Source organism: Streptomyces sp. 378, assembly GCF_030124145.1.
Classification (GTDB): domain Bacteria; phylum Actinomycetota; class Actinomycetes; order Streptomycetales; family Streptomycetaceae; genus Streptomyces.
The window spans coordinates 181,079-199,504 of the sequence record NZ_JASKMS010000006.1 but is presented as its reverse complement, the minus strand read 5'-3'; the positions used below and the strand labels follow the sequence as shown (position 1 = coordinate 199,504).

General features: G+C 71.6%; 17 protein-coding genes. 6 read left to right on the top strand and 11 right to left on the bottom strand.

Annotated features, from left to right (window positions below; genetic code table 11):
* Nucleotides 1–30: 30 nt before the first annotated feature.
* The gene (locus QNO09_RS11350; protein ID WP_283969993.1) at nt 31–2,511 is read left to right on the top strand and encodes a beta-glucosidase family protein; all 2,481 of its coding nucleotides are present in this window, start codon (nt 31–33) and stop codon (nt 2,509–2,511) included.
* 81 nt (nt 2,512–2,592) lie between these two features.
* Here QNO09_RS11350 and QNO09_RS11345 read toward each other — a convergent pair whose 3' ends face one another.
* Nucleotides 2,593–3,564: an aldose epimerase family protein gene (locus QNO09_RS11345; RefSeq protein ID WP_283969992.1), complete on the bottom strand. Its 972-nt coding sequence runs from the start codon at nt 3,562–3,564 to the stop codon at nt 2,593–2,595.
* A 27-nt stretch (nt 3,565–3,591) separates the two neighbouring features.
* Nucleotides 3,592–4,479 carry an SGNH/GDSL hydrolase family protein gene (locus QNO09_RS11340; protein WP_283969991.1) on the bottom strand — a complete coding sequence of 296 codons (888 nt, stop codon included), beginning with the start codon at nt 4,477–4,479 and terminating at the stop codon, nt 3,592–3,594.
* Between the two features lie 258 nt (nt 4,480–4,737).
* Between QNO09_RS11340 and QNO09_RS11335 the strand changes: the two genes are divergently transcribed.
* Entirely contained in the window at nt 4,738–5,232 is a 495-nt protein-coding gene (locus QNO09_RS11335) for a DUF3145 domain-containing protein (protein WP_283969990.1), read from the top strand.
* Nucleotides 5,233–5,381: 149 nt separating this feature from the next.
* Here the strand turns inward: QNO09_RS11335 and fabF are convergent, their stop codons facing one another.
* From fabF to fasR, 5 genes are all read right to left on the bottom strand, one after another.
* Complete coding sequence (fabF, locus tag QNO09_RS11330) at nt 5,382–6,653, bottom strand: beta-ketoacyl-ACP synthase II (RefSeq protein WP_283969989.1); 1,272 nt, start codon at nt 6,651–6,653, stop codon at nt 5,382–5,384.
* 86 nt (nt 6,654–6,739) lie between these two features.
* Complete coding sequence (locus tag QNO09_RS11325) at nt 6,740–6,988, bottom strand: acyl carrier protein (RefSeq protein WP_030341284.1); 249 nt, start codon at nt 6,986–6,988, stop codon at nt 6,740–6,742.
* A gap of 81 nt (nt 6,989–7,069) precedes the next feature.
* Nucleotides 7,070–8,071 (bottom strand): ketoacyl-ACP synthase III, encoded by a 1,002-nt coding sequence (locus QNO09_RS11320; RefSeq protein ID WP_283969988.1) that lies wholly within the window; start codon nt 8,069–8,071, stop codon nt 7,070–7,072.
* Nucleotides 8,072–8,087: 16 nt separating this feature from the next.
* The gene (locus QNO09_RS11315) at nt 8,088–9,020 is read right to left on the bottom strand and encodes an ACP S-malonyltransferase (protein ID WP_283969987.1); all 933 of its coding nucleotides are present in this window, start codon (nt 9,018–9,020) and stop codon (nt 8,088–8,090) included.
* 89 nt (nt 9,021–9,109) lie between these two features.
* Complete coding sequence (gene fasR, locus QNO09_RS11310) at nt 9,110–10,315, bottom strand: fatty acid biosynthesis transcriptional regulator FasR (RefSeq protein WP_283969986.1); 1,206 nt, start codon at nt 10,313–10,315, stop codon at nt 9,110–9,112.
* Between the two features lie 58 nt (nt 10,316–10,373).
* Between fasR and QNO09_RS11305 the strand changes: the two genes are divergently transcribed.
* Nucleotides 10,374–11,027, top strand: coding sequence for a pirin family protein (locus QNO09_RS11305; RefSeq protein ID WP_283969985.1), 654 nt, complete (start codon nt 10,374–10,376; stop codon nt 11,025–11,027).
* A gap of 22 nt (nt 11,028–11,049) precedes the next feature.
* On the opposite strand, the gene QNO09_RS11300 is transcribed toward QNO09_RS11305, so the two are convergent.
* On the bottom strand, nt 11,050–11,865 hold the full coding sequence (locus tag QNO09_RS11300; RefSeq protein ID WP_283969984.1) for a serine hydrolase domain-containing protein: 816 nt from the start codon (nt 11,863–11,865) through the stop codon (nt 11,050–11,052).
* Nucleotides 11,866–12,180: 315 nt separating this feature from the next.
* Here QNO09_RS11300 and QNO09_RS11290 point away from each other — a divergent pair, with 315 nt between their 5' ends.
* Entirely contained in the window at nt 12,181–12,642 is a 462-nt protein-coding gene (locus QNO09_RS11290) for a MerR family transcriptional regulator (RefSeq protein ID WP_283969983.1), read from the top strand.
* The gene (locus tag QNO09_RS11285; protein WP_283969982.1) at nt 12,642–13,658 is read left to right on the top strand and encodes an aldo/keto reductase; all 1,017 of its coding nucleotides are present in this window, start codon (nt 12,642–12,644) and stop codon (nt 13,656–13,658) included. Before QNO09_RS11290 ends, QNO09_RS11285 begins: the two co-directional genes overlap by 1 nt.
* Nucleotides 13,659–13,764: 106 nt before the next feature.
* Here the strand turns inward: QNO09_RS11285 and QNO09_RS11280 are convergent, their stop codons facing one another.
* From QNO09_RS11280 to QNO09_RS11270, 3 genes are all read right to left on the bottom strand, one after another.
* Nucleotides 13,765–14,625, bottom strand: coding sequence for a DUF4429 domain-containing protein (locus tag QNO09_RS11280; protein WP_283970106.1), 861 nt, complete (start codon nt 14,623–14,625; stop codon nt 13,765–13,767).
* Between the two features lie 66 nt (nt 14,626–14,691).
* The gene (locus tag QNO09_RS11275) at nt 14,692–15,900 is read right to left on the bottom strand and encodes an alpha/beta hydrolase family protein (protein WP_283969981.1); all 1,209 of its coding nucleotides are present in this window, start codon (nt 15,898–15,900) and stop codon (nt 14,692–14,694) included.
* Nucleotides 15,901–15,973: 73 nt separating this feature from the next.
* On the bottom strand, nt 15,974–16,606 hold the full coding sequence (locus tag QNO09_RS11270) for a TetR family transcriptional regulator (protein WP_283969980.1): 633 nt from the start codon (nt 16,604–16,606) through the stop codon (nt 15,974–15,976).
* 115 nt (nt 16,607–16,721) lie between these two features.
* On the opposite strand from QNO09_RS11270, the gene QNO09_RS11265 reads away from it, so the two are divergent.
* A complete protein-coding gene (locus QNO09_RS11265; protein WP_283969979.1) occupies nt 16,722–18,347 on the top strand; it encodes an MFS transporter in 1,626 nt (541 codons plus the stop codon).
* The last annotated feature ends 79 nt before the right edge of the window (nt 18,348–18,426 follow it).

Sequence of the window (18,426 nt, the reverse complement as noted above, 5' to 3'; positions counted from 1 at the left end):
ACCTACCGCGTCACAGGTGACCGGTGCACGATGGTGACATCCAGCGGCTTTCGACGTGGAGGTGCCGACGTGGCGGAGACAGCAGAGGGACGGCGCGAGGCGGCGGTCGAGGCCGCCCTCGGCAAGCTCGACCTGGACGCCAAGACGCGGCTGCTGGCCGGCCAGGACATGTGGAGCCTGCCCGCGCTGCCGGAGGCCGGACTGGCCTCGCTGGTCATGTCCGACGGCCCGATCGGGGTCCGCGGCGTGCACTGGAGCGCCGACGACCCGTCGATCGCGCTGCCCTCCCCGACGGCTCTCGCCGCCACCTGGGACCCCGCCCTCGCCCACCGGGCCGGCGTCCTGCTCGCCCAGGAGGCCCGCCGCAAGGGCGTCCACCTCCTGCTCGCCCCCACGGTCAACCTGCACCGCTCCCCGCTCGGCGGCCGCCACTTCGAGGCCTACAGCGAGGACCCGTACCTCACCGGGCGGATCGGCGCCGCGTACGTCCGCGGCGTCCAGTCCGGCGGCGTCGGCACCACCGTCAAGCACTTCGTCGCCAACGACGCCGAAACCGACCGCCTCACCGTCGACAACCTCGTCGGCGAACGCGCCCTGCGTGAGCTGTACCTGGCCCCCTTCGAGGCGATCGTCGAGAACGCCCACCCCTGGGGCATCATGACCGCCTACAACTCCGTCAACGGCCCGACCATGACCGAGCACCACCACCTCGTCAACGAGGTCCTGCGCGGCGAATGGGGCTTCGACGGGGTCAACGTCTCCGACTGGACGGCCGCCCGCTCCACCACCGGCGCCCTCACCGGCGGCCTCGACATCGCCATGCCCGGCCCCGGCACCGTCTACGGCGAGGCCCTCGCCCGGGCCGTCCGCGACGGCGAGGCCGACGAGGCCCGGGTCGACGACGCCGTCCGCCGCGTGCTGCGCCTCGCCGCCCGGGTCGGCATCCTGGACGGCGCCGAGCCGGCCGTCACCGACCTGCCCGCCCCCGTCGACGGCGAGGCCCTCGCCCGCGAGATCGCCCGCCGCTCCTTCGTCCTCGTGCGCAACGAGAACGGCGTGCTGCCGTTGCGGCCCGGCGGGGTCGCGCTGATCGGCGCCGCCGCCCGTGACGCCCGCGTCCTCGGCGGCGGCTCCGCCACCGTCTTCCCCGCCCGGGTCGTCTCCCCGCTCGACGGCCTCACCGCCGCCCTCCCCGACGGCACCCTCACCTATCGGGTCGGCGCCGACCCCAACACCGAACTGCCCGTCGCCGGCCGGGGCTTCGTGCTGCGAGCCGTCTGCCGCGACACCGAAGGCACCGTCCTCGGCACCCGTTCCGCCCCCAGCGGCCACATCCAGTGGATGGGCGCCGATCTCCCCGACGGCGTCACCCCCGACACCCTGCACAGCGTCGAACTGACCGGCACCTTCACCCCGCGCGAGACCGGCACGCACACCTTCGGCTTCAAGGGCCTCGGCCCGTTCAGGCTGACCGTCGCCGGCACCACGTACTTCGACGGCGTCCAGCGCCCCGGCGAGGACGGCGATCCCTTCGCCGCGTTCTTCGGCGCGCCCGTGCCGCACGCCCGGGTCGACCTCGCGGCGGGCGAACCGGTCGACGTCTCCCTCACCTACACCGTCCCGCCGCCGGACGACCACCCCATGCGGGTCATCGGCTTCACCCTCGCCCACCAGGACCCGCAGCGCGACGCCGACGAGCTGATCGCCGAGGCCGCCGAGGCCGCCCGGGCCGCCGACACCGCCGTCGTGGTGGTCGCCACCACCGAACGCGTGGAGTCGGAGGGCTTCGACCGCACCGACCTGCGCCTGCCCGGCCGGCAGGACGACCTGGTCCGCGCCGTCGCCGCCGCCAACCCCCGCACGGTCGTGGTGGTCAACTCCGGTTCCCCGGTGGAACTGCCCTGGGGCGAGGACGTCGCCGCCGTGCTCCTGTCCTGGTTCCCCGGCCAGGAGGGCGGCGCGGCCCTCGCGGACGTCCTCACCGGAGCACACGAGCCCGGCGGGCGCCTGCCCACCACCTGGGGCTCCCTCGCTGACGCCCCGGTCACCCGGGTCGTCCCCGAGGACGGCGAACTCCCCTACGACGAGGGCGTCTTCATCGGCTACCGCGCCTGGGAGAAGCACGGCCGGAGCCCCGCCCACCCCTTCGGCCACGGCCTCGGCTACACCGACTGGACCTACGACTCCGTCGAGGTGGAGGAGACCGCCGAGACGACCACCGCCACGGTCCGCCTCCGCAACACCGGCGACCGCCCCGGCCGCGAGGTCGTCCAGCTCTATCTCGCCCCGGGCGACCCCGATGCCACCCGCCCGGCCCGCTGGCTGGCCGGTTTCGCGGCCGTCGAGGCCGCACCGGGCGACAGCGCCGAGGCCGTCGTCGAACTGCCGCGCCGCGCCTTCGAGATCTGGGACGAGGCGACCGGATCGTGGTCGTTTGTGAAGGGTTCGTACGAGATCCAGGTCGGACGCTCGTTCGCCGACCGCAGGATCACCGCGACGATTAACGTCTGATCCGGGACGAGTTCCCCGCCGAGCAGCCCCGGTCCGGGACCTGACCTCCGGACCGGGGCTCGCGGTCGGCCACCCGGCACCTCAGCGGGTGCCGAACCCGTACACCGTCTCCGAGCGGTACACCGCGCCCGGCCGCAGCACGGTCGTGGGGAAGTCCGGCCGGTTCGGCGAGTCGGGGAAGTGCTGGGTCTCCAGCGCGATGCCGTCGCCGGGCGCGAAGGGCGCGCCCAGGTGGTCGGCGGTGTACAGCTGGAGGCCGGGCTCGGTGGTCGCCACCGTCAGCACCCGCCCGGACGCCGGGTCGTGCAGCTCGGCGACCGCCACCGCGGTGTCCGTCACGCCCTTGTCGAGCACGAAGTTGTGGTCGTAGCCGGAACCGGTCTTGCGGGCCTCGCGGAAGTCGAAACGCGTGCCGGTCACGTCGTCCGGCTCACCGGCCGGGATCAGGTCCGCGTCGACGGGCGTGTACCGGGAGGCGGCCAGCCGCAGCTCGTGGCCGCCCGCGTCACCGGAACCCGACAGGTCGAAGTAGCTGTGGTTGGTCAGGTTCACCACGGTCGGCGCGTCCGTCACCGCCTCGTACGCGATCCGCAGCGCCCCGCCCTCGTCGAGCGTGTACGTCGCCGAGACCTCCAGCCGCCCCGGGAATCCCTCCTCGCCGTGCGGGCTGACCCGCGTCAGCCGCACGCCGTGCGCGACGGGCTCCGCCCGCCACACCCGCTTGTCGAAGCCGCGCGCCCCACCGTGCAGCGAGTTCGGCCCGTTGTTCGGTTCCAGTGCGTACGTCCGCCCGTCCAGGGTGAACCGGCCGCCGGCGATCCGGTTGGCGTAGCGCCCGACGAGGGCGCCGAGGTACGGCTCCGGGTGGGCGAGATACCCGTCGAGCTCCGGGAACCCCAGCACCACGTCCCCGGACCGGCCCTCCCGGTCCGGCACCTCCACGGACTGCACGATCCCGCCGTACGACAGGACCCGCACCCGCACACCCGCCCGCTCCAGGGTCCAGCGGTGCACCGGGGACCCGTCGGAAAGTGTTCCGAAGAGTTCGTTCATGTGCGGAACTCTAGGACAGAGCCCGGCTCAGGGGGTCTTCGCGGTGACCGTGCGGTACGCGATCTCCGCCAGCCGTGCCTGTCCGTTCACACTGGGATGGAAGTAGTCCCAGCGGCTCAACTGGGCCACGCCGAAGCGGTAGTCGTGCACCGCGCCCCCGTCGTAGCGGCACCGCTCGTCCTCGGCGCAGACCTCCCTGAGGACCTTGTTGTAGTCCTCCACCCGCTGGTGCACCGTGTTCCGCCGCAGGGTCGCCGCCGAGTCCAGGGCGTCCGGCTCGCCCAGCATCGACGGGCAGATGCCCAGCTTCCACACCTGCTTGCCCATCGGGCTGTCGCGGCCCTCGGACCACAGCCGCTTCAGGTCGGGCACGCTCGCCACGAACACCTGCGCCTTGGGCAGCGCCTCGCGCAGACTGCGCAGGGAGTCCTCGAAGTCGGCGCGGAAGGCAGAGACCGGAGTCATCGCCGAGGGCGTGGACCGGCAGGCGTCGTTCGCCCCGACCATCACCGTCACCAACTGTGGTTTCCGCCGCACCGCCTGCGCCATCTGCCCGGGCAGATCGGCCATCCGCGCCCCGGTCACGGCGTAGTTCCAGCTCCGCCGGGCGGCCCCGGTCCTCCCCAGCAGCCGCACCGCGAGCGAGTCGACCTCGGGGCTCGTCCCGGTCGCCCAGGACGCCTCCGGACAGTCCGACAGCACGTCACAGGCGTCGAACCCCCGCGTGATGGAGTCACCGACGGCGGCCAGGGAATCCGGACTGCGGTCCCACAGGGGCGTCGGCTTCGACGACGGCTTCGCCGTCTCGGACGGGGCCGCGGCGTCACCGCCCACGGCATCACACCCGGCGGCACCCAGCACGGCCGCCGCGACCACGGCCAGAACGCCCCGAGTGCGACGGCCTCGCTCCCGCATATCCGGTCCATCCCCTCGCCACGCCGTGCCTGTCCCTCCAACCCATCACAACGCATGAGGGTTCCCGGCCGAACAGGTGCAACGGCTCACACCCGTACAAGCGTCCCCCTGGGTGAATGGTGGGCGTTTCCCGGCACCTGGACCGACGGTACGTCACACTCCTTGCGCCCCCGCACGGTAGCCTCGCCATCAACGTGACCCCCCGGTCACAGCCGTTCCGCCCGTTTGCACCATGTCCCGCTCTGCCCGGAGGTTCCGGTGACGACACGTGGAGTTCTGTACGTGCACTCCGCGCCGCGCGCGCTGTGCCCGCACGTCGAGTGGGCCGTCGCCGGGGTGCTCGGCACCCGCGTCAGCCTGGACTGGATCCGCCAGCCGGCCGCACCGGGCACCTGGCGCTCGGAGTTCTCCTGGCGGGGCCAGACGGGTACGGCGTCCAAGCTGGCCTCGGCGCTCCGCGGCTGGCACCTGCTCCGCTTCGAGGTCACGGCGGAACCCTGCCCCTCGGCCGAGGGCGAGCGCTACAGCTGCACCCCCGCCCTGGGCATCTATCACGCCGTCACCGGCATCCACGGCGACATCCTCATCCCCGAGGACCGGCTGCGCGCGGCGCTGCTGCGCAGCCAGCGCGGCGAGAGTGACCTGGAGGCCGAGCTGAGCAAACTCCTCGGCAAGCCCTGGGACGACGAACTGGAGCCCTTCCGGTACGCGGGCGAGGGCGCCCCGGTCCGCTGGTTGCACCAGGTGGTGTGAACGCCCTCAGGGGCGCGGGGCTGTTTTCGACGTGCGGCTCCGCCGCGTGGGCGCGAACAACCCCCACCTGCCCGCACCCGGCACACGACGTCACAGAAACGGCGATGGCCCGAACCCCTCAGGGAGTTCGGGCCATTCCATGCTCAGGATCAAACCGTCCGGAACGCCAGCACCACGTTGTGCCCACCGAACCCGAACGAGTCGTTCAGCGCGGCGATGCGGCCCTCGACCGGCAGCTTGCGAGCCTCACCGCGGACGACGTCGGCGTTCGCCTCCGCCTCCGGGTCCAGGTTCTCCACATTGATCGTCGGCGGGGCCACCCGGTGGTACAGCGCGAGCACGGTCGCCACCGTCTCGACACCACCGGCACCGCCCAGCAGATGCCCGGTCATCGACTTCGTCGCGGACACCGCGAAGTGGTCGGCGTCGTCGCCGAACACCTTCCGCAGCGCCTTGAGCTCGGCGATGTCACCGGCCGGCGTGGACGTCGCGTGCGCGTTGACGTGCACGATCTCCGCCGGGTCCAGGTCGTTGCGCTCCAGCAGGTTCTGCAGGGCGTGCGAGATGCCCCGCCCCTCCGGCTCCGGCTGCACGATGTCGTGCGCGTCGGCGGAGATGCCCTGCCCGACCGCCTCGGCGTACACCCGGGCCCCGCGCTTGGCGGCGTGCTCGGCGGACTCCAGGACGACGACACCGGCGCCCTCACCGAGGACGAAGCCGTCACGGGCGGTGTCGTACGGACGCGACGCGCCCTGCGGGTCGTCGTTGTTCTTGGACATCGCCATCATGTTGCCGAACGCGGCGATGGGCAGCGGGTGGATCGCCGCCTCCGTGCCACCCGCGACGACGACGTCGGCGCGGCCGGTGCGGATCATCTCGATGGCGTAGCCGATGGCCTCGGCGCCCGAGGCGCAGGCGGAGACCGGCGTGTGCACGCCCGCCCGGGCGCCCACGGCCAGTCCCACGTTGGCCGACGGGCTGTTGGGCATCAGCATGGGCACGGTGTGCGGGGAGACGCGGCGGACGCCCTTCTCCTTCAGCACGTCGTACTGGTCGAGCAGGGTCGTCACGCCGCCGATGCCGGAGGCGATGACCGCGCCCAGCCGGTCGGGGTCGATGCCGGGGTCCTCGCCGGCCTTGGCTTCGAAGCCGGCGTCGGCCCAGGCCTCCTTGGCCGCCACCAGCGCGAACTGCGCCGAGCGGTCCAGTCGGCGGGCCTGCGGCCGCGGGATGACCTCGGTCGGCTCCACGGCGACCGGGGCCGCGATGCGGACCGCCTGGTCGGCGGCCCACTCCTGCTCCAGGGGCTTGACACCGGACTTGCCGGCGATCAGCCCTTCCCAGGTAGAGGCTGCGTCGCCACCCAGCGGTGTGGTTGCGCCGATACCGGTGACGACCACGGTGCGATTGGTCGAGCTCACGGGAATTCTTTCTCCAACGGATCCGAGGATTAAGCGGCGCCACCGCCGGGTGGCGGGGCAGTCAGCCAGGCGGTCTGATCGGCTGATCAGGCCTGGTGCTTGAGGATGTAATCGGTCGCGTCACCGACGGTCTTGAGGTTCTTGACGTCCTCGTCGGGGATCTTGACGTCGAAACGCTCTTCGGCGGCGACGACGACCTCGACCATGGACAGCGAGTCGACGTCCAGGTCGTCGGTGAAGGACTTGTCCAGCTGGACGTCCTCAACCGGGATGCCGGCGATCTCGTTCACGATCTCGGCGAGACCGGCGACGATCTCTTCCTGAGTGGCGGCCATGTCGGCGCTCCTTCGTAGATTTCCAGAGGGTGTGGCAGGTGTTTCCTCCCGTGCCGGATCGCATGATCCGGCACGGAGTGCCTAGGGGAGGGTAACGACAGTCGCGGCGTACACGAGACCCGCCCCGAAGCCGATGACGAGCGCGGTGTCGCCGCTCTTCGCCTCTCCGGTCGCCAGGAGCCGCTCCATCGCGAGCGGGATCGAGGCGGCCGAGGTGTTGCCGGTGGTGCGGATGTCACGCGCGACCGTGACGTGCTCCGGCAGTTTCAGCGTCTTCACCATCGAGTCGATGATCCGCACGTTGGCCTGGTGCGGGATGAAGACGTCCAGGTCGTCCACGGTGAGCCCGGCCGCGTCCAGCGCCTGCTGGGCGACCTTCGCCATCTCGAACACGGCCCAGCGGAACACCGCCTGGCCTTCCTGGGTGATCGCGGGGAACTTCTCGACCGTCCCGTCGCGGTAGTCCGTCCACGGCACGGTCTGCTTGATGGTCTCGGACTTGTCGCCCTCGGAGCCCCACACGGTGGGGCCGATCGCGGGCTCCTGGGCCGGGCCGACCACGACCGCGCCGGCGCCGTCCCCGAACAGGAAGGCCGTCGCACGGTCCTCCAGGTCCGTCAGGTCGCTCAGCCGCTCGACGCCGATCACCAGCACGTACTCCGCCGAACCCTCGACGACCATGCCCTTGGCGAGCGTGAGGCCGTAGCCGAAGCCCGCGCAGCCCGCCGAGATGTCGAACGCGGCGGCCTTGGCGGTGCCCAGCTTGTCGGCGATCTCGGTGGCGACCGCCGGGGTCTGCTTGAAGTGCGAGACGGTCGAGACGATCACGCCGCCGATCCGGTCGGCGGAGATGCCCGCGTCGGCGATGGCCTTGCCGGACGCCTCCAGCGACATCGCGGCGACGGTCTCCTCGTCGGAGGCCCAGTGCCGCGTCTCGATGCCGGAGCGCGAGCGGATCCACTCGTCGGACGACTCGATCGTCTCCAGGATCACCTCGTTCGGCACGACCCGGGTCGGGCGGTAGCCGCCGACACCGAGGATGCGCGCGTACGGGGCGCCCTTGCTGGGCTTGATCTTCGCCATGCTCTCGGGCTCCTTCTCAGGCACTCTGCTCGGCGATGAGCGCGCGGGCGGCGTCGAGGTCGGCGGGGGACTTCAGGGCCAGCGTCTTCACCCCGGGCAGGGCCCGCTTGGCGAGACCGGTGAGGGTGCCGCCGGGGCACACCTCGATCAGGGCGGTGACGCCGAGCTCCTTGAAGGTCTCCATGCACTGATCCCAGCGGACCGGGTTGGCGACCTGGCCGACCAGACGCTCCAGCACCTCGGCGCCGCCGGGGACGGCCTGCCCGTCCGCGTTGGAGAGGCAGGTGAGCTTCGGGTCACCGGGTGTCAGGGCTTCGGCGGCCTTGGCCAGAGTGTGGACCGCGGGGGCCATGTGGTGCGTGTGGAACGCGCCGGCGACCTTCAGCGCGACGACCTTGCGCACGCCCTCGGGCTTGTCCGCCTCCAGCGCGGCGAGCTGCTCCTTGGTGCCGGCCGCGACGATCTGGCCCGCGCCGTTCATGTTGGCCGGGGTCAGACCCAGCTTCGTCAGATGCGGAACCGTCACATCCGGGTCGCCGCCGAGGAGAGCGGCCATGCCCGTCTCGGTCACGGCGGCGGCCTCCGCCATGGCCAGCCCGCGGGTGCGGACCAGGCGGAGCGCCTCCTCGTGGGTCAGCACCCCGGCGAGCGAGGCGGCGGTGAACTCGCCGACGCTGTGCCCGGCGACGGCGCCGACCTTGCGCGGGAGGTCGGCCGGGTCCTCGAAGAGCAGGGACGCGGACACCAGTCCGGCCGCGACCAGCAGCGGCTGCGCCACCGCGGTGTCGCGGATCTCGTCCGCGTCTGCCTCGGTGCCGTAACGGATCAGGTCGAGTCCCGCGGCGTCCGACCAGGCCTCGAGGGCACCGCGAACACCGGGGAGGTCGAGCCATGCGGTCAGGAAGCCGGGCGTCTGAGCGCCCTGGCCGGGAGCGACGAGTACGAGCACTCTCACACTCTCTCTTGGGTACGGGCACGGCCGCCCGTGAGGACAAGGACGAAGAACACGAAGGGGTTTTGTCGAGCTTCGACAAAACCCTAGGGCTGGAGATCTCCATCGACCAGACGCCCCAGGATCAGCGCGATCCGCAGTGTGAACGCAGAGCGTACATCGGAGGGTGACCAGCCGGTGACGTCAGTCACACGTCGAAGCCGGTAGCGGACGGTGTTGGGATGGACGAACAGCATCCGGGCGGCGCCCTCCAGACTGCTCGCCTGTTCGAGATAGACGCTGAGGGTCTCCAGGAGCGCGGCACCGGCCTCCTCCAGCGGTCTGTAGATCTCCTCCACCAGTTGCTCACGGGCCGAGGGGTCACCGGCCATCGCCCGCTCGGGCAGCAGGTCGTCCGCCAGGACCGGGCGCGGGGCGTCCTGCCAGGCCGAACACGCCTTGAGGCCCGCCGCGGCGGCCTGCGCGGACCGGGTCGCGGCCAGCAGGTCCGGCACCACCGGGCCCGCCACGACCGGCCCGGCCGCGAAGGGGCCGATGAGCGACTTGGCGACGGCCAGCGGGTTGTCGCTGCCGCCCGCGATGACGACCAGCCGGTCGCCGAGCACCCCGGTGAGCACCTGGAGCTTGGCGTGGCGGGCCGCGCGCCGTATGGCCTCGACGGTCAGCTCGCTGTCCCCGTCGGGCGCCGTGCCGAGCACCACGCACACGTGCTCGGGGGAGTTCCACCCGAGGGCGGCGGCCCGCGACACGGCCCCCTCGTCGGCCTCGCCGCTGAGCACGGCGTTCACGACCAGGGACTCCAGCCGGGCGTCCCACGCACCCCGTGCCTCGGCGGCCTGCGCGTACACCTGGGCCGTGGCGAAGGCGATCTCGCGGGCGTACACGAGCAGCGCCTCGCGCAGCACCCGCTCGTCGCCGGGGGCCGCGACCTCGTCGATCGCGCTCTCCATGACCTCGATGGTGGTGCGCACCATCTCCACGGTCTGGCGCAGTGTGATCGCCCGGGTCAGCTCGCGCGGCGCGGTGCCGAACACGTCGGTGGAGATGGCCTGCGGGGCGTCCGGACGCCGGAACCACTCGGTGAACGCGGCGATGCCCGCCTGTGCGACCAGACCGATCCAGGAACGGTTCTCCGGGGGCATGGCCCGGTACCAGGGCAGCGTCTCGTCCATCCGCGCGATGGCCTGCGCGGCGAGCGATCCGGAGGACTTCTCCAGCCGCTTCAGCGTCGGGGCATGCGGATGGACGTCGTGGGCTGCGGCTTCGTTCTTGCCGGTTTCGGGTTCGGGCACGGGACAAGACTGCCTTATCCGGACGGGAAGGTGGGCTGCCGGGTCTACCGTGGACTTCGTGATGGACATGCGGCGCGCGGGCGAGCGCTACCGGGGCGGCGACGCGGCGGCCGGAATCGAGTCGTGGCACGCCTTCTCCTTCGGCTCCCACTACGACCCGGACAACCTCCGCTTCGGCGCGGTGCTCGCGTGCAACGAGGAGCGGCTGGCGCCCGGCGCCGGGTTCGACGAACACCCCCACAGCCACACCGAGATCGTGACGTGGGTGGTGGAGGGCGAGCTGACCCATCGTGACTCCGCCGGGCACGAGTCGGTCGTCCGGCACGGCGATGTGCAGCGGCTCAGCTCGGCGGGCGGGGTGCGTCATGTGGAGCGCAACGACGGCCCGGAGCCGCTGACCTTCATTCAGATGTGGCTGGCCCCGCTCCGGCCCGGTGGCGACCCGTCCTACGAGGTCGTCCGCGGCATCGCGGACTCCACGCCCTACGCGCTCCCGGAGGCCGGCGCGATGCTGCACGTGCGGCGCCTCGGGCCGGGGGAGCGGACGGCGGTGCCCGACGGGCCGTACACGTACGTGCATGTCGTCCACGGTGACGTCCGCCTGGACGGCGAGGAACTGCACGCGGGCGACGCGGCCCGGATCACGGACGCCGAGGGCCTGGAGGCCGAGGGCGTGACCGCCGCGGAGCTGCTGATCTGGGAGATGGCCTGAGGGGGGAGGCCCCGCGCCTCTCCTAGAGTTCCGCGAGCACCGCGTCCGTGAAGGCGGGCCACGCCTCGATCGCCCACGGGCCGAACGCCCGGTCCGTCAGCGCCACACAGGCGGCGCCCGCGTCCGGGTCGACCCACAGGAATGTCCCCGACTGCCCGAAATGTCCGAACGTGCGCGGTGACGACGAGGACCCCGTCCAGTGCGGCGACTTGGAGTCGCGGATCTCGAACCCGAGCCCCCAGTCGTTGGGGTTCTGGTGGCCGTACCCCGGCAGGACACCCTTCGTGCCCGGGAAGTGCACGGTCATCGCGTCGGCGACCGTACGCGGATGCAGCAGGCGCGGTGCCTGCACCTCGGCCGCGAACCGCAGCAGGTCCTCCACCGTCGACACCCCGTCCTTGGCCGGGGAGCCCTCCAGGGTCGTCGACGTCATGCCCAGCGGCTCCAGCACGGCCTGCCGCAGGTACTCGGCGAACGGGATGTCGGTGGCCTTCGTCACATGGTCGCCGAGCTGCTCGAAACCGGCGTTGGAGTACAGCCGGCGTTCTCCGGGCGGGGCCGTGACCTTGTGCTCGTCGAAGGCGAGGCCCGAGGTGTGCGCGAGCAGGTGCCTCACCGTCGACCCGGCGGGGCCCGCCGGGTCGTCGAACTCGACGGCCCCCTCCTCGTACGCGACGAGCACCGCGTAGGCGGCGAGCGGCTTGGTCACCGACGCGAGCGGGAACCGCCGCCCGGCCGGGCCGTGCGTGCCGAGGACGGTGCCGTCCGCTCGTACGACACCCGCCGCAGCGGTGGGAACCGGCCAGTTCTCGATCAGCGCGAGGCTCTTCAGCGACATGCTTTCGAGCCTATGCGCTCAGAGCGTGAGTTCCCGCAAGGGGTCGGCCTTGGGCCGGAACCCGAAGGAGACGCACAGCGGCTCGGCCTCCGCCGGGGCGGTGAGCCGCACGCGCCGGGCACCGCGCCGGCGGGGACCACGCCGCGAAGTCGGCGTGCCTGCGCAGCCGCAGAACTTCCCCGGCATCCTCGGGCGGGGGGCGACGCGCGACACTCATGGCTCCGTACGCCAACCAGCCGGATCAGGAATCGTCCTGCCGATTTCTTACCGTCGGCGCTTGCTTGGAGTGCACTCCAAGGTTCTAGCGTTGGGGTCATGACGGTGATGGAGACCACGGGCACCAGGACCGACACCTGCGCCGGACCGCCGCAGCAGAACCGGCGCCCGGACGGCGAGGACCGCTACACGATCAGCGAGGTCGTCGCCCTGACCGGACTGACGGCACACACCCTGCGCTGGTACGAGCGCATCGGCCTGATGCCGCACATCGACCGCTCCCACACCGGCCAGCGCCGCTACACCAACCGCGACCTCGACTGGCTCGACCTCGTCGGGAAGCTCCGACTGACGGGCATGCCGGTGGCGGACATGGTCCGGTACGCGGAACTGGTGCGCGAGGGCGACCACACCTACGGCGAGCGCTTCGAGCTGCTGAAGACGACCCGCGAGGACGTTCTGGCCAGGATCGACGAACTCCGGGGCACGCTCGCCGTGCTCGACCGGAAGATCAGTTTCTACGCGGACGCCGGGCGTGCCCTGGCGTCGGAGAGGTCCTGATGACGGACGGCAAGATCACGACGACGAAGCTCGGCGACCACGGTCCCGAGGTGAGCGTCCAGGGCCTCGGCTGCATGGGCATGAGCTTCGCCTACGGCCCCGCGGACGCGGACGCGTCCCGCGCCACCCTGGAGCGGGCACTCGAACTCGGCGTCACCCTGTACGACACGGCCGACGCGTACGGCGCCGGTGAGAACGAGCGGTTCCTGTCGCCGTTCTTCAAGGCCCACCGCGACGAGGTCGTCATCGCGACCAAGTTCGCCCTGTCCATACCGCCGGACGACCCGACGCGCCGCATCGTCCGCAACGACCCGCCCTACATCCGGCAGGCCGTCGAGGCGAGCCTGAAGCGCCTGGACGTCGAGGCCATCGACCTCTACTACATGCACCGGCGCGATGTGAACGTGCCGATCGAGGAGAGCGTCGGCACCATGGCCGACCTGGTCCGCGAGGGCAAGGTCAAGCACCTCGGCCTGAGCGAGGTCACGGCCGGTGAACTGCGTGCCGCCCACGCCGTCCACCCCATCGCCGCCGTGCAGTCGGAGTGGTCGCTGTTCAGCCGCGACATCGAGACGCACGTCGTCCCCGCCGCCCGCGAGCTGGGCGTGGCCCTCGTCGCGTACTCGCCCCTCGGCCGCGGCTTCCTCACCGGCTCCTTCACCGACGCCGACCAGGACCTGAGCGCCGATGACTTCCGCCGCCGGCAGCCCCGCTTCACGGGGGAGAACGCCACGGCGAACGCGACCCTGCTGGAGCTGATCCGCTCGGTGGCCAAGGCCCACGACGCGACCCTCGGTCAGATCGCCCTGGCCTGGGCCCAGCAGCAGGCGACGATCCACGACCTCCCGGTCATCCCGATCCCGGGCACCCGCAAGCCCGGCAGGGTGGAGGAGAACACGGCGGCGACCGGGATCGTCCTGACCGACGAGCAACTGGAGCTGCTGGACGGCATAGCCGCCCAGGTGGCGGGCGACCGCTACGCGGACATGGCGTTCACCTCGGCCGGCAGGGAGTAGGGGAAAGCCCCCCGGGGGCGCGGGGCCGTGTCGATGTGCGGCTCCGCCGCGTGGGCGCGATCCACCACGCACGCACCCGCGCCCGCCCGCGGCGAACTCCCGGCAGCTAGAGCTCCGCCAACAACTCGGCCTTTTTGACCGAAAACTCCTCATCCGTCACCAGACCGGCCTGATGCAACTCACCCAGGTGACGAATCCGCTCGGCGATGTCCGCGGGATCACGCCGCGGCGCGGCGGCGGACACCGCCGCCACCGGACTGGACGTCCGCACGGCCGCCAGCACCGCCGCGGCGAACGGCAGGGACTCGTGAACGGGCCCGTATCCCAGCCCGAACACCACCGCGGCCGGGTCCTGGTCGGCCTGTGCGGCGGACGCCGCCGCCTCGTCCCGCCGCAGCAGCCGCAGATGCCCCTCGAACACCTCCGGCGAGCGCCATTCCACCCCGTTCAGCTCTCCGACGGAGAAGCTCTGGTCGCCGGCCTTCCACTTCGCCGAGGACGCGCCCGTCCAGAACCACCGGAAGTTCACGGTCCGCCCGTCGAAGGACGCCTTGCCGTCGTACGCCTTGAACGACAACGGCCCCTCGGGCGGCGGCACGAGGAACCGCTCGGACGGCCCGGACTCCGTGAGCAGCGTCCGCAGCTCGTCGGCGTAGTACTCCGCGAGGACCTCCCGGTCGGCCGGCAGCACCAGCCGGTAGGGATCGACGCTCTCCTTCAACTGCCCCGCGGCCGCCTCCATCAAGGGGTCCGCCCCGGGGCGCGGCTCGACGCGCAGCACGACCGTGCCCCGTCTCCCGCGCGTCAGCGTCACTCCGGCGATCGCCTCCAGGGGCACACGACGTTCCCCGAGGGCCTGGAAGAGTTTGGGTGTTCGAATCCCCCGTTCGTAGCGGATGAGCACGGAGTCGGACTCGAACTCCCAGGCGGCATGAAATCCGGCCAGTACGTCACCCATGCGGCTCATCGTATGCGGCACGCGCTCCTCCGTCCCCCTCCCGAGCAGACCGCAATTCCTTCGCCTCTACGCGCGTCAGGCCGACGCCGTGCCGGACAAACCGGTACGGCAGACGCCGTCTTCGTACGCGCAGTGCACCGAGCGGTATGCGCCGACGCCGATCTCTGCGAAATTGAACAGACTTGCCGTTCCGGGCTCGAAGTAGCCCGCGTGACCCTTCGCGCCCGCCGCCGACAGCACCCGCGCCCCGAACCCGGAGGACACCGGGTCGGCGCCGTGGCCCAGCCCGCCGACCTCCAGATAGGGCACGTCCTGGATCCAGTCGTCGGAGTCGCGCATCGCCCACACCCGGGCGGTGGTGTCCAGCTGCGCGGCCCTCTCGACGCGCATGCCGGGACTGCCGGCCACCGCGATGTCGGACACCCGGCCGGGCAGCGCGGGGGCCGCGACCCCGCACACCACGGAGCCGTAGCTGTGGCAGAACAGCGAGACCGGCGAACGGCCCGGCAGCGCCCGCACGAGGGCGTTCAGCCGCACGGCACCCTCCTGGGCGCGCATCGCCGTGGCCGAGTCGATGCCGAGTCCGCTGGGCGCCGTGTAGTCCGCCCAGGCGATGACGGCCGTACGGGTCGAGGGGCCGGCCTTGCGTTCGGCCGCGTACAGGGACTTGGCCATGCCGACGGGCGCCGAGTACGGCCGGCTGGTGCGCTGGAAGGTGAGCAGGTCGGTGTCGACGCCGGGGACGACGACCGAGACCCGCTCCGCCCTGCGCAGGTCGCCGAAGACCTCCGCCACCCGGCCCGAACCCTCCGGGTCGAAGGCCAGGATGTGACGGCCCGGCTCCATGAGGTCCTCGAAGCGGTGCATCCTGCGCCCCGCCTCGTGCTGCCCGGCCGCGGTGAGGCGCTTGTCGTGCATGCGTTCCCGCTCGACCTCGCGTGCCTGGGCGAGCGCGAGGTGGTTGGCGCGGTAGCGCATCTCGACCGGCGCGCCGTTCATATTGCCCACCGCGAGCGAGTACTCGCGGATCAGCGTCGAACGGTCCTGCTCGGTGAGCGAGGTGAAGAAGCGGGCCAGCTTCGCCGGCTCGGACCGCGGGTCCGGCAGCCGGTGCCCGCCGATCCGGCCGTGCTCCCAGGCGGAGAGCGAGGCTTGGAGCGGCGTGGCGCCCCGCTGATTGCGCAGGGCCGTCCAGCCGGTGGTCGTCAGCATCACGAACACGACGGCCAGAGCGAGCAGTGCGCGCCAGACGTTCAGTTGCGGGGAGGTGTCGAAGGAAGTCACTGAAAGGACACACTAGGAGAACGAGAGGGTCTCGCGTTGGCCAAGTGACTGGGATCACGTTTCGGTGGATGCGTTAAGGGGAGCGCTCCGCACGCCAGTTCCCGGCCAGCGCGGGACCCACCTGATCCAGGTAGGTCGTGGTGAGTCCGCGCATTCCGTCGAGGCTGAGGTCGTCCCCCGCGGACCACAGCCGCTCGGTGACACGAATCACGCCGCCGAAGAGGGCCACGACGATCCTCGGCCGGGGGTCCGCGTCCACGTCGAGCCCCTCGCGCTCGGCGATGATGCACGCGAGCTGCTCCTCCAGCTCCGCCGACCGCCGCAGATGGGCGGCGAGCAGCGCGGGCGTCGACTCGATCACCCGGTAGACGCGCAGGTGGAGCTCGATCGGCACGAGTTCCTCGACGGCCTCGTTGATCGCGTCCCAGCTCTCCAGCACGGCCCGGCGTAGCGCCTCCAGCGGCACCTCGTCCGGCGGGCGCGTGCGCAGGGCCTCGACGACGAGCGTCTCGGCGAGACGCGGCACGAAGAACGCCGTCTCCTCCTTGCCGGCGAAGTAGCGGAAGAAGGTGCGCTGCGAGACGTCCACGGCGGCGGCGATGTCGTCGACGGTCGTCTCCTCGTACCCGCGCGTGGCGAACAGTTCCAGCGCGGCCCGCAGCAGTGCGTCCCGGGTGCGCCGCTTCTTTCGTTCGCGCAGGTTCAAGACATGCCTCTCATCTGAAGTGTTCGCCCAGTTCAGGCTATACGCGGATGTCGTGTCAGTAACCGACTAGTGAATTGGTTTGTCAATTGTCAGTGACTGTCATTAGCCTCCCGGCATGACTAGTCAGACCACCATCGACACGACGGGACCGGGGGGCGGGGAACCGGCGTCGCCGTCGGGCGCGGCGCCGGCCAAGGGGCTGCGCGGGCACCCCTGGCTCACCCTCATCACCGTCGCCGTGGGGGTCATGATGGTGGCCCTCGACGGCACCATCGTGGCCATAGCCAACCCGGCCATACAGAAGGACCTCGGCGCCACGTTCGCCGAGGTCCAGTGGATCACCAACGGGTACTTCCTCGCCCTCGCGGTCTCCCTGATCACCGCGGGCAAGCTCGGCGACCGCTTCGGGCACCGGCAGACCTTCCTCATCGGCGTCGTCGGCTTCGCCGCCGCCTCGGGCGCGATCGGCCTGTCCGACAGCATCGCCTTCGTCGTCGTCTTCCGCGTCCTCCAGGGCCTGTTCGGCGCGCTGCTGATGCCGGCCGCGCTCGGCCTGCTGCGCGCCACCTTCCCGGCTGAGAAGCTGAACATGGCCATCGGCATCTGGGGCATGGTCATCGGCGCGTCCACCGCGGGCGGCCCGATCCTCGGCGGTGTCCTCGTCGAGCACGTCAACTGGCAGTCGGTGTTCTTCATCAACGTGCCGGTCGGTGTCCTGGCCGTCGTCCTCGGTGTGCTCATCCTGCTCGACCACCGCGCCGAGAACGCCCCGCGCTCCTTCGACCTGCCGGGCATCGCCCTGCTGTCGACCGCCGTGTTCTGCCTGGTGTGGGCGCTCATCAAGGCACCGCCGTCCGAGTGGGGCTGGGGTGACCCGAAGACGCTCGGCTTCCTCGGCGCCTCCGTGCTGTGCTTCGCGCTCTTCGCCTTCTGGGAGACGAAGGTGAGGGAGCCGCTGATCCCGCTCGCGCTGTTCCGCTCCGTGCCGCTGTCCGCGGGTGTCGTGCTGATGGTCCTGATGGCCATCGCCTTCATGGGCGGCCTGTTCTTCGTGACGTTCTACCTCCAGAACGTGCACGGCATGAGCCCGATCGACGCGGGCCTGCACCTGCTGCCGCTCACCGGCATGATGATCGTCGGCTCGCCGCTCGCGGGCGTGATGATCACCAAGTTCGGCCCCCGGGTCCCGCTCGCGGGCGGCATGGCGTTCACCGCGATCGCCATGTACGGGATGTCGACGCTGGAGACGGACACCGGCAGCGGCGTCATGTCGCTCTGGTTCGCCCTGCTGGGCCTCGGCCTCGCGCCGGTCATGGTCGGCGCGACCGAGGTCATCGTCGGCAACGCCCCGCTGGCACTCTCGGGCGTCGCGGGCGGTCTGCAACAGGCGGCCATGCAGATCGGCGGCAGCCTCGGCACGGCCGTGCTGGGTGCCGTCATGGCCTCCAAGGTCAACAGCGACCTCGCCGGCAACTGGGAGAAGGCGGGCCTCCCGCCGCTCACCCCGGAGCAGGAGCACCAGGCCTCGGAGGCGGTCCAGGTCGGCGTTCCGCCGGTGGCCCCGGGCACACCGGACGCCATCGCCGCGAAGATCACGGGCGTCGCGCACGACACGTTCATCTCGGGCATGAGCGCGGCCTCGCTCGTCGCGGCCGGGGTCGCCGCGGTGGCGGTACTGGTCGCGTTCCTCACCAAGCGCGGTGCGAACGCGGAGGCCGGCGCGGGCGCGGCGCACATCTGACGCTCCCCGGCGGTTCCGTTCGCCTATCAGGGTGAACGGAACCGCCGAACCCTCCCCTTCGGCGGGCGCGGCAGGTCAC

What these genes read in the sequence shown, in the direction of transcription:
- QNO09_RS11350 (WP_283969993.1), top strand. Translation starts at nt 31, where the DNA reads ATGGTGACATCCAGCGGCTTTCGACGTGGAGGTGCCGACGTGGCGGAG.
- QNO09_RS11345 (WP_283969992.1), bottom strand. Translation starts at nt 3,564, where the DNA reads ATGAACGAACTCTTCGGAACACTTTCCGACGGGTCCCCGGTGCACCGC.
- QNO09_RS11340 (WP_283969991.1), bottom strand. Translation starts at nt 4,479, where the DNA reads ATGCGGGAGCGAGGCCGTCGCACTCGGGGCGTTCTGGCCGTGGTCGCG.
- QNO09_RS11325 (WP_030341284.1), bottom strand. Translation starts at nt 6,988, where the DNA reads ATGGCCGCCACTCAGGAAGAGATCGTCGCCGGTCTCGCCGAGATCGTG.
- QNO09_RS11320 (WP_283969988.1), bottom strand. Translation starts at nt 8,071, where the DNA reads ATGGCGAAGATCAAGCCCAGCAAGGGCGCCCCGTACGCGCGCATCCTC.
- QNO09_RS11300 (WP_283969984.1), bottom strand. Translation starts at nt 11,865, where the DNA reads ATGTCGCTGAAGAGCCTCGCGCTGATCGAGAACTGGCCGGTTCCCACC.
- QNO09_RS11290 (WP_283969983.1), top strand. Translation starts at nt 12,181, where the DNA reads ATGACGGTGATGGAGACCACGGGCACCAGGACCGACACCTGCGCCGGA.
- QNO09_RS11285 (WP_283969982.1), top strand. Translation starts at nt 12,642, where the DNA reads ATGACGGACGGCAAGATCACGACGACGAAGCTCGGCGACCACGGTCCC.
- QNO09_RS11280 (WP_283970106.1), bottom strand. Translation starts at nt 14,625, where the DNA reads ATGAGCCGCATGGGTGACGTACTGGCCGGATTTCATGCCGCCTGGGAG.
- QNO09_RS11265 (WP_283969979.1), top strand. Translation starts at nt 16,722, where the DNA reads ATGACTAGTCAGACCACCATCGACACGACGGGACCGGGGGGCGGGGAA.